This is a genomic window from Methylobacterium crusticola (assembly GCF_003574465.1).
Lineage (GTDB): Bacteria > Pseudomonadota > Alphaproteobacteria > Rhizobiales > Beijerinckiaceae > Methylobacterium > Methylobacterium crusticola.
Map to the genome: position 1 here is coordinate 19091 of NZ_QOWC01000114.1, position 8517 is coordinate 27607.

6 protein-coding genes and 1 pseudogene are annotated in these 8517 nt (G+C 74.0%); all 7 read left to right on the forward strand.

Annotation, left to right across the window (positions count from 1 at the left end):
- The first annotated feature begins 208 nt into the window (after window positions 1-208).
- Window positions 209-3079 carry a preprotein translocase subunit SecA gene (secA, locus tag DT057_RS23460; RefSeq protein ID WP_128564523.1) on the forward strand — a complete coding sequence of 957 codons (2871 nt, stop codon included), beginning with the start codon at window positions 209-211 and terminating at the stop codon, window positions 3077-3079.
- Between the two features lie 85 nt (window positions 3080-3164).
- Window positions 3165-3521 (forward strand): tRNA-binding protein, encoded by a 357-nt coding sequence (locus DT057_RS23465; RefSeq protein ID WP_128564524.1) that lies wholly within the window; start codon window positions 3165-3167, stop codon window positions 3519-3521.
- A gap of 19 nt (window positions 3522-3540) precedes the next feature.
- Window positions 3541-4152 (forward strand): urease accessory protein UreG, encoded by a 612-nt coding sequence (gene ureG, locus DT057_RS23470; protein ID WP_128564525.1) that lies wholly within the window; start codon window positions 3541-3543, stop codon window positions 4150-4152.
- An 80-nt stretch (window positions 4153-4232) separates the two neighbouring features.
- Window positions 4233-5021, forward strand: coding sequence for a hypothetical protein (locus tag DT057_RS23475; protein ID WP_128564526.1), 789 nt, complete (start codon window positions 4233-4235; stop codon window positions 5019-5021).
- Window positions 5022-5250: 229 nt separating this feature from the next.
- The gene (locus DT057_RS23480; protein ID WP_128564527.1) at window positions 5251-6480 is read left to right on the forward strand and encodes an MFS transporter; all 1230 of its coding nucleotides are present in this window, start codon (window positions 5251-5253) and stop codon (window positions 6478-6480) included.
- A 9-nt stretch (window positions 6481-6489) separates the two neighbouring features.
- Window positions 6490-7365: an alpha/beta fold hydrolase gene (locus DT057_RS23485; protein ID WP_128564528.1), complete on the forward strand. Its 876-nt coding sequence runs from the start codon at window positions 6490-6492 to the stop codon at window positions 7363-7365.
- Between the two features lie 373 nt (window positions 7366-7738).
- Window positions 7739-8517, forward strand: a pseudogene (locus DT057_RS23490) (hypothetical protein); the annotation flags it as partial.

An 8517-nucleotide genomic window follows, 5' to 3' on the forward strand; every position in this document is an offset into this window, starting at 1 on the left:
GATCAGGCCGCACTTATGGCCGAGCCGGGGGGTGAATCAAGCCGCCGCGCCCCGCGCGCGGCTCCCTCTTTCGCAGCATCCCGGGGCGCCCCGGCGCCCCCCCTCGGTGCTGCGGCCCCCGTGCCTTTCTGGTGCGCGGATGCCTATATGGCTCTATAAGGCGCGCCGCAGCGCCGCCACGTCCGTTACGATCGATCGCAGGTTCACGATGCTCGGCTCCATCGCCAAGAAGATCTTCGGGTCGTCCAACGACCGCCGGGTGAAGGGATACCGACCCCGCGTCCAGGCCATCAACGCCCTCGAGCCCGAGATGGAGGCCCTGAGCGACGAGCAGCTCCGCGCCCGGACGGACGCGCTCAAGGCCGAGCTCGCCGCCGGCAAGACCCTCGACGAGATCCTGGTGCCGGCCTTCGCCACGGTGCGCGAGGCGGCCAAGCGCGTGCTCGGCCAGCGCCACTTCGACGTCCAGCTCATCGGCGGCATGGTGCTCCACGAGAGCGGCATCGCCGAGATGAAGACCGGCGAGGGCAAGACCCTGGTGGCGACCCTCGCCACCTACCTCAACGCCGTCTCGGGCAAGGGCGTGCACGTCGTCACGGTCAACGACTACCTCGCCAAGCGCGACGCCGAGTGGATGGGCCGGGTCTACGGCTTCCTCGGGCTGAGCGTCGGCGTGATCGTGCACGGGCTCGACGACGGCGAGCGCAAGGCGGCCTACGCCTGCGACATCACCTACGGCACCAACAACGAGTACGGCTTCGACTACCTTCGCGACAACATGAAGTACGAGCTGGGCCAGATGGTCCAGCGCGGCCACAGCTACGCCATCGTGGACGAGGTCGACTCGATCCTGATCGACGAGGCGCGCACGCCGCTGATCATCTCGGGGCCGATCGACGACCGCTCCGACCTCTACATCGCGGTCGACACCCTGATGCCGCGCCTCGCGCGCGAGGATTACGACCTCGACGAGAAGCAGCGGACCGTCTCGCTCACCGAGAACGGCAACGAGCACATCGAGGAGCTGCTGCGCGAGGCGGGCATCCTCAAGGAGGGCGACCTCTACGACGCCCACAACGTCACGATCGTCCACCACGTCAACCAGGCGCTGCGCGCCCACACCCTGTTCCAGCGCGACAAGGACTACATCGTCCGCAACGACGAGGTGGTGATCATCGACGAGTTCACCGGCCGCATGATGCCGGGACGGCGCTACTCGGAGGGGCTCCACCAGGCCCTCGAGGCCAAGGAACGGGCGACGATCCAGCCCGAGAACCAGACCCTCGCGTCCATCACCTTCCAGAACTACTTCCGGCTCTACAAGAAGCTCGCCGGCATGACCGGCACGGCCTCGACCGAGGCCGACGAGTTCCAGGAGATCTACAACCTGGAGGTGGTCGAGATCCCGACGAACAGGCCCGTCGAGCGCGTCGACGAGGACGACGAGGTCTACCGCACCGCCGACGAGAAGTACGCGGCGATCATCCAGGAGATCGACAAGGCCCATGCCCGCCACCAGCCGGTGCTGGTGGGCACCGGCTCGATCGAGCGCTCGGAGCACCTCGCCACCCTCCTGGAGCGGCACGGCTACAAGCCCCTCGACTACAGCGACCCCTCGGCGCTCGAGGACGTCTACGCGGCGGCCCGCGAGGGCCGGGTGACCAGGCGCTTCGCGGTGCTGAACGCCCGCTTCCACGAGCAGGAGGCCTACATCGTGGCCGAGGCCGGCGTGCCCGGCGCGATCACCATCGCCACCAACATGGCGGGCCGCGGCACCGACATCAAGCTCGGCGGCAACCTCGACATGCGCATCGAGCAGGAGCTCGCCGGCATCCCGGAGGGCCCCGAGCGCCAGGCCCGCATCACGGCCATCAAGGCCGAGATCGAGGACAACCGCGCCAAGGTCCTGGCCTCGGGCGAGCCGGCCGACCCGGCCGCGGGCCGCAAGAGCGACCTGCCGGGCGGGCTCTACATCGTCGGCACCGAGCGCAACGAGAGCCGCCGCATCGACAACCAGCTCCGCGGCCGCTCCGGCCGCCAGGGCGACCCGGGGCGCTCGAAGTTCTACCTCTCGCTCCAGGACGACCTGATGCGGATCTTCGGCTCCGACCGCATGGACGGGATGCTCCAGCGCCTCGGGCTCGAGGAGGGCGAGGCGATCATCCACCCGTGGATCAACAAGGCCATCGCCAAGGCGCAGCAGAAGGTCGAGGCCCGCAACTTCGACATGCGCAAGAACGTGCTCAAGTACGACAACGTGATGAACGACCAGCGCAAGGTCGTGTTCGAGCAGCGCCGCGAGTTCATGGCCCAGGAGAGCGTGCGCGACACCGTGGACGAGATGCGCCACGGCGTGGTGGACGACGTGGTGGCCCGCCACGTGCCGGAGGACGCCTATCCGGAGCAGTGGGACATCCCGGGCCTGCAGGAGAGCGTGACCCGCGACCTCAACCTCGACGTGCCGGTGGAGGACTGGGCCAAGGAGGAGGGCATCGCCGACGAGGAGATCCGCGAGCGCCTGCGCAAGGCCGCCAACGAGGCCTACGCGGGCCGCGTCGAGCGCAACACCCCCGAGGTGATGGCCTACGTGGAGAAGCAGGTGCTGCTCCAGAGCCTCGACCACCTCTGGCGCGAGCACCTCGTGACCCTCGACCACCTGCGCCAGGTGATCGGCTGGCGCGGCATCGCCCAGCGCGATCCCCTCAACGAGTACAAGTCGGAGGCCTTCGACCTCTTCAACGGGCTGGTGGGCTCGCTGCGCGAGCAGGTGACCGGCCAGCTCATGCGGGTCGAGATCATGTACCAGGAGCCGGAGGCCCAGGCCCTCCCGCCGATGTTCGCCCAGCACCTCGATCCGGTGACGGGCGAGAACGAGTTCGCCCTCTCGGAGGGCGGCAGCGGCGGCGGGGGCGGCGCCTACGGGTACGCGGCGCAGCAGCTCGCGGTCGACGCGCCGGTGCTGGAGCGCGACCCCGACGACACCACCACCTGGGGCCGGGTCGGCCGCAACGAGCCCTGCCCCTGCGGCTCGGGCAAGAAGTACAAGCACTGCCACGGGCGCTACGCCGGGGACGCGTGAGGCCCGGGCGGGCGCCGCCCGCCGGGACCGCCCGTCCGCGCGCCGCGGCCCGCCCTTTGGCACGCCCCTTGAACCGGACCCCGCCATGGACCAGACCCGCCCGCCGGACGCCGTCGCCATCGGCGACTTCCTGAAGCTCGACGTCAGGGCCGGCACCGTCGTGGAGGCCGCCCCCATCCCGCAGGCGCGGCGGCCGGCCCTGCGCCTCGTCGTCGATTTCGGCGAGCCGATCGGGCGCAGGACGTCCTCCGCCCAGGTGACGGCCCACTACGCGCCCGAGACCCTGATCGGGCGGCAGGTCCTCTGCGTCGTCAACCTGCCGCCGCGCCAGATCGGGCCCGTGCGCTCCGAGGTGCTCACCCTCGGCGTGCCGGACGCGGGCGGCGCGGTCGTCCTCGTCGTGCCCGAGCGTCCGGTGCCGGACGGCGGCCGGCTGTACTGAGCACTCGCGGGAGCGCGCCATGACGTCCTCGAACGGCCCGCTGCGGGTCGGCATCGGCGGCCCGGTCGGGTCGGGCAAGACCGCCCTGATGGAGGGGCTCTGCAAGGCCCTGCGGGCGCGCTTCGACCTCTGCGCCATCACCAACGACATCTACACGAAGGAGGACGCGCGCCTCCTCACCGTGGCGGGCGCCCTGCCGGAGGAGCGCATCATGGGCGTCGAGACCGGCGGCTGCCCGCACACCGCGATCCGCGAGGACGCCTCGATCAACCTCGCGGCGGTGGCCGAGATGCGGCGGCGCTTCCCCGGCCTCGACCTGGTGCTGCTCGAATCGGGCGGCGACAACCTCGCGGCCACCTTCTCGCCGGAGCTCGCGGACCTGACGATCTACGTCATCGACGTCGCGGGCGGCGAGAAGATCCCCCGCAAGGGCGGGCCCGGCATCACCCGCTCCGACCTCCTCGTCATCAACAAGACCGACCTCGCCCCGATGGTCGGCGCCGACCTCGGCGTGATGGAGGCCGACACGAAGCGGATGCGGGGCGCCCGCCCCTACGTGTTCGCCAGCCTCCGCAACGGCGAGGGCGTCGAGGCGGTGGCCCGGTTCGTGGTGGAGGCCGGTGGCCTCTAGGGCGCTCCCGGCCGGAGGGGCGGCCGGCCCGGCGCGAGGGCGCGCGCCCGCCGACGCTCCTTGAATCGGCGGGGCCGGGCGTGCTCCTCGACCTCCTCCACTGGCTGACGCTGCCGGCGCCCCTCGCCCAGCGCCGGCTCGGCTACGTGCGCGACAGCGTCCAGCTCGCCTCCCGGTCGCGGCGCTGCCGGGCGGCCTGGGCCCCGCACCTCGCGGCGGCCCGCGCGGCGGTGCGGGCCGCCGTCGCCGGCACGCCGGGCCGCGACACCGCGGTGGTGCTCGGCTCCGGCCTCCTCGACGACGTCCCCCTCGCCGACCTCGCGGCCGCCTTCCGGCGCGTGGTGCTGGTCGACGCGGTGCATCCCTGGCGGGCCCGCCTGCGCGCGCGCCGGCACCCCAACGCCGGGCGCCTCACCGCGGACCTGAGTGGGACGCAGGACCTCCTCCTGTCCCGCGGCGGCGCCCTCGGGGCGATGCTGCCGCCCGTCTGCGCGGCGCCGGGCACCGACCTCGTCGTGTCGGCGAACCTCCTGTCGCAGCTGCCGATCCGGCCCGTCGCGCGGCTGGAGGCGGCGGGCCGGCTCGGGCCGTGGACGGCCGCGCAGGCCGAGGCGTTCGGCCGCCGCATCGTGGCCGGGCACCTCGACGCGCTCGCCGCGCTCCCGGCCCGGATCTGCCTGATCACCGACCTCGACGAGACCGAGGAGGACCGCGCCGGGCACGTGCTCGACCGGCTCGACCTCCTCTACGGCGTGCGGCTCGGCGCGCCGGAGCGGTCGTGGACCTGGACCCTGGCGCCGTTCGGCGAGGTCGCCCGCGACCGGCGCCTGCTGCACCGCGTCGCGGCCTTCCCGGACTGGCGCCCCTGACGGGCCTCGGGGGCGTCCCCGCGTCGGCCGGGCGATCCGCCGCCGCCCCGAAGCGCCGCACCGCCATGAGCCCGGCTCATGCCCGCATCAGCCCGGCGCCGGTTCGCGCCGGGCCGCCCGCAGGCTACCCTCCGGCCGCCGGGCGACCGGGCCCGCGCGGGCCTCGATCCGCCCGGCCGGATCCGAAAGCCCGGCCCGACGGCCGCATTCCCGGGAAGGCACGCCCACCATGACCCGCGACAGCAGCGTCGCCGCAGTGACAGCCGGCTTGCCGGCGCAGAGCGCGTACTGGCGCCGCAACCTCGTCGTCTGCGTGTTCGGCTCCTTCACCACCATCGTGGCGATGACGCTGCTGCTGCCGTTCCTGCCGCTCTACGTCGAGGAGCTCGGGGTCAAGGACCAGGCCGCCATCGTGCAATGGTCGGGCGTCGCCTTCGGGGCGACGTTCTTCAGCGCCGCCCTGGTGGCGCCGCTCTGGGGCCGCCTCGCCGACCTCTACGGCCGCAAGCTGATGCTGATCCGCGCGAGCCTCGGCATGGCGGTGGCGATGTCGCTGATCGGCCTGGCCGGCAACGTCTGGCAGCTCGTGGCCCTGCGGCTGCTCGCCGGCTTCCTCGGCGGCTACGCCTCCGGCTCGACCGTGCTCGTCGCCACGCAGACGCCGAAGGACCGCTCCGCCTGGGCGCTCGGGACCCTCGCCTCCGGGATCATGGCCGGCAACCTCGTCGGCCCCCTGATCGGGGGCGTGCTGCCGCCGCTGATCGGCATCCGGGCGACCTTCCTGGCCGCGGGCGCGGTGATCTTCGTGGCCTTCCTGGCCACCCTCCTGCTGATCCGGGAGGAGCCCCGCCCGCCGAAGGAGACCCGCGCCCGGCAGGGCGGCTTCGCGGCCATCCCGGACAAGCGCCCGGCCCTCGCCATGCTGGCGACCGGGCTCCTGCTGATGCTCGCGGTGATGTCGATTGAGCCGATCATCACCGTCTACGTCGCCGAGCTCGTCGACGACCCGGCCCGCGTCACCCTGGTCTCGGGGCTCGCCATGTCGGCGGCGGCGCTGGGCAGCATCCTGTCGGCGGCCCGCCTCGGCCGGCTCGCCGACCGCGTCGGTCCCTGGAGCGTCATCACGGCGAGCCTCGCGGTCTCGGCCGCGCTCCTGATCCCCCAGGCCTTCGTGACCGCGGGCTGGCAGCTCGTCGCCCTGCGCTTCCTGATGGGGCTGGCGCTCGGCGGGCTCCTGCCCTGCATCGCCAGCGTGATCCGGCACAGCGTGCCCGACCGGGTGGCCGGAACCATGCTTGGCTATTCCACGTCCTCGCAGTACGCCGGGCAGGTGCTCGGGCCGCTGCTCGGCGGGTTCGTGGGCGGCCACGTCGGCATGCGGGCGGTGTTCCTCGGCACCGCGGTGCTGCTGGCGGCCGGCGCCCTGGGCACCGCGTTGGCGCGGCCGGGACAGCGATGAGGTGTGGGAGTGGCGCAAGCAACGTCCGTCGAGCGCGCGGGGGGGTGGGTGCGGGAGACGATCGACATCGGGGACCCGGCGGGGGGGCACCTCGCCGCCCTGGCGTTCGGGCCGCGGGAGCGGCCCCTCGACGCCCTCGTGCTGCACGCCAACGGCTTCAACGCGCTGACCTACCGGACGCTGCTGGAGCCCCTGGCGGCGGACCTGCGCCTCCTCGCCTACGACCACCGGGGGCACGGCCGCACCACCCTGCCCGCCGACCCCGAGGGGCGGCGCGACTGGACCGACATCGCCGCCGACCTCGTCGCGGTGCTCGACCGGACGGGCGGACCGCCCGTGACCCTCGTCGGCCACTCGATGGGCGGCACCTCGGCGCTGCTCGCCGCCGACCTCCGGCCGGCCCGGGTGCGCAACCTCGTGCTGCTCGACCCCGTGATCCTGCCCCCGGAGCCGCGGCCGGGGGGGCACTCCGCCCTCGCCGAGGGCGCGCTCCGGCGGCGCGCGACCTTCGCGTCCCGGGGCGCGGCGCTCGCGTCCTACCGGGGCCGGGGCGCCTTCCGCACCTGGCCGGACGCGGTGCTGGCCGACTACGTGGCGGACGGGTTCCGCGACGGTCCCGAGGGCGTCACCCTCGCCTGCACGGGGGCCTGGGAGGCCTCGAACTACCGGGCCCAGGGCCACGACGCCCGGGGGGCGCTGCGGCGCCTCTCCCGCCCGGCCCTGATCCTGCGGGCCGGTCAGGGCAGCACCTGCCACCTCACCGAGGGCCCGTCGGCCGCCGTCACCGTCGAGACGGTGCCGGGCACGACCCACTTCCTGCCCTTCGAGGCGCCCGAGCGGGTGCGCGCCGCGATCCGCGAGGCCGCGGGCGGCCCCCGATCCTGAGGCGCGGCCGGGCAGGCGCCCCGGCGCGGCTCCCCGCGACCATTGTGCGCAGGCCGCCGGCCGGCCCCTACCTCGAAAGTTGCGGGTGGATCCCGTTCCGCAGAGCACAATTGCTAATACGTATGCGCAAATCTTTCAGATAACCTCGGATCGACCAATCGACGGGCAGTCGATCCACCATCCATCTCGTTCAGAACTGGTCTGGGCGTCACGATTCCGGACGATGTTCGGCATCTTGGACGATGTTCGATGCTCATCGAGCGGCGCGCGGGCGCGACGCCGGTGCTGAGGCGGCCCGCACGGCGCCTCCGGCGGAGGTGGAAGGGAGCCCAGGCGGGCTGACGGCCCGCCCGATCATCCGGAGAGGCGCTGCATGAAGTTCTGGCTCGGCCTGTCGGCCTGCCTGCTGCTCGCGACCGCGGGCGTCGGCCTCCTGACGGAGACGGAGGACGGCCACGCGGTCGCGCCCGGACGCGATGCGCCCCTCGCCCCACGCAGCGAGGCGCCGCTTGGCCCGTCCCTCGCCGACGCGAGGGCGGCGGCGGACCGATCCGACGTGCCCCGCCAGATGCAGGTGCGCGAGATCCTGGCCCGCACCGCGGGCAAGTCGGCCCGCACCGCGGGCGATCCGGCCCGGCCTGCCGGCGATCCGGCTCGGCCCGCGGCAGACCCGGCGCGCGACGGCGGCGCCCGCGAGGGCCGGCCGGCCCAGCGCCCGCCGGACGAGAAGGTCCTGCGCGACGTCCGGGCCGAGGCCGAGCAGCGGGTCGGCAGGGCGCAGGCCGCCCTGGCCGAGAGCGCGCGCCGCCTCGAGCAGGAGGAGACGCGCGCCACGCTCCTGTCCGACGACCTGCTGGTGGTGCGCCGGGAGCTGATCGCCGCCCGGACCGAGGCCGCGGACCTGAGGGCGCGGGCGGCCCTCGGGGCCGAGGAGGCGGAGGCCCGCGCGGCCTCCGGCACCGAGGAGGCCCGCCGCGCCGCCGACGCCGCCGTGGCGGCCGCCCGGCAGGCGCTGGCCGAGGAGCGGACGCGCGCCGCGGCGGTGGTCCGGGACCTGGCCCGTGACCTGGCCGAGGCCCGCCGCCGGAGCCAGGAGCTCGAGGCCGCGACCCTGGCTGAGGGGGGCGCCGCATCCGACGAGCGGGCCGCGGA

Bases quoted from the DNA above. Each gene is read 5' to 3' on its own strand.
- secA (WP_128564523.1), top strand. From the start codon at position 209: ATGCTCGGCTCCATCGCCAAGAAGATCTTCGGGTCGTCCAACGACCGC.
- DT057_RS23465 (WP_128564524.1), top strand. From the start codon at position 3,165: ATGGACCAGACCCGCCCGCCGGACGCCGTCGCCATCGGCGACTTCCTG.
- ureG (WP_128564525.1), top strand. From the start codon at position 3,541: ATGACGTCCTCGAACGGCCCGCTGCGGGTCGGCATCGGCGGCCCGGTC.
- DT057_RS23480 (WP_128564527.1), top strand. From the start codon at position 5,251: ATGACCCGCGACAGCAGCGTCGCCGCAGTGACAGCCGGCTTGCCGGCG.